We start from the raw sequence: 1629 nt of genomic DNA on the forward strand, positions 1-1629 counted from the left end.
TCAAGATGAATGCCTCCATCGATGAGGTTCTCGATACAAATAAACCTGATGTTATTGTAGATTTTACAAATCCAGCTGTTATCTATGAAAACGCTAAAAAAATGTTATCTGCTGGCATTCATGTTGTTATCGGTACAACTGGTTTAACTACTGAACAACGAGATGAGCTCGATGCAATTGGTCGCGCTAATAATGCTAATTGTTTAGTGGCTCCAAACTTCTCACTTGGTGCAGTTATGATGATGAAAGTATCAGCGGAATTAGCTCCATATTTCCCTAATGTGGAAATTATAGAATTACATCATAATCACAAATATGATGCTCCTTCTGGTACAGCGATTTTAACGGCTAAATTGATCAATGATGCTAAACAAGCTGCTAAGGTAATGGCTGATGAGGATTTAACTCGTGAAAGCTTACCAGGTGCTCGTGGTGCCAAGGTTGATGATGTTACTATTCATAGTGTACGCCTACCAGGTTATGTAGCGCATCAAGAAGTATTATTTGGTGGTTATGACGAAACATTGACTATTCGTCACGATAGCTTAAGCCGTTTATCTTTCATGCCAGGCGTAGTATTAGCATGTAAAAAAATTAGTTCTAAAACAGGTTTAACATACGGTTTAGAACATTATTTATAATTTTGAGCAAGGAGATTTATCAATGAGAAAACCTAATGTTGCAATTCTAGGTGCTACTGGTGCAGTAGGTGCTGAATTTATTTCACTAATCGAAGAACGTAACTTCCCTTATGAAAACTTAAAATTATTGGCTTCTGCTCGTTCTGCTGGTACTGAGCTGACTGTAAATGGCAAAACATATGTTGTAGAAGAAGCAAAACCAGAATCTTTTGATGATGTTGATATTGCTCTTTTCGCTGGTGGTTCCATATCTAAAACTTTAGCGCCAGAAGCTGCGAAACGTGGTGCTATTGTTATCGATAACTCTAGTGCGTTCCGTATGGATCCTGAGGTTCCGCTCGTAGTACCAGAAGTTAATCCAGAAGATATTTTGAAACATAAAGGTATCATTGCAAATCCTAACTGCTCCACAATTATCATGAGCTTAGGCTTGAAACCGCTTCATGATATTTCTCCTATTAAACGCGTTGTTGTAAGCACATACCAAGCTGTATCTGGTGCAGGTAAAGAAGGTATTGAAGAACTTGAGAACCAAGTAAGACAATTTACTGCTGGCGAAGAAATGACAGCAAACTTATTACCTACAGGTTCTGCACCTAAACATTATCCTGTAGCATTTAACTTATTGCCACAAATCGATGTGTTCTTAGATAATGATTATACAAAAGAAGAAATGAAGATGGTTTACGAAACACAAAAAATTCTTCATGACGAAACTATCCAAGTAGTTCCTACTACAGTTCGTGTTCCAGTATATCGCTCTCACTCTGAGTCTGTATTAGTAGAAACAGCAGAACCAGTATCTGTAGAGGCTTTCAAAGCAGCTTGTGAAAAATTCCCAGGCTTACAAGTAAAAGATAATCCTGCAGAACAAATTTATCCTATGCCTTTATATACATCCAATCAAAACGATTGTGAAATCGGTCGTATTCGTAAAGACTTATACAATGACAAAGGTATGAATTTCTGGATTGTAGGGGACCAAATC

Annotated in this window: 2 protein-coding genes; both read left to right on the forward strand. The window is 37.4% G+C overall.

From position 1 onward, the window contains the following. The coding region (gene dapB / locus Q0F90_RS09150; protein WP_296004972.1) for a 4-hydroxy-tetrahydrodipicolinate reductase at positions 1 to 641 on the forward strand (641 nt) is incomplete at its 5' end. Positions 642 to 663: 22 nt separating this feature from the next. Continuing rightward, the coding region (locus Q0F90_RS09155) for an aspartate-semialdehyde dehydrogenase (RefSeq protein ID WP_296004974.1) at positions 664 to 1629 on the forward strand (966 nt) is incomplete at its 3' end.

It is taken from the genome of uncultured Veillonella sp. (genome assembly GCF_934190855.1).
In the GTDB taxonomy this organism is placed as follows: Bacteria; Bacillota; Negativicutes; order Veillonellales; family Veillonellaceae; genus Veillonella.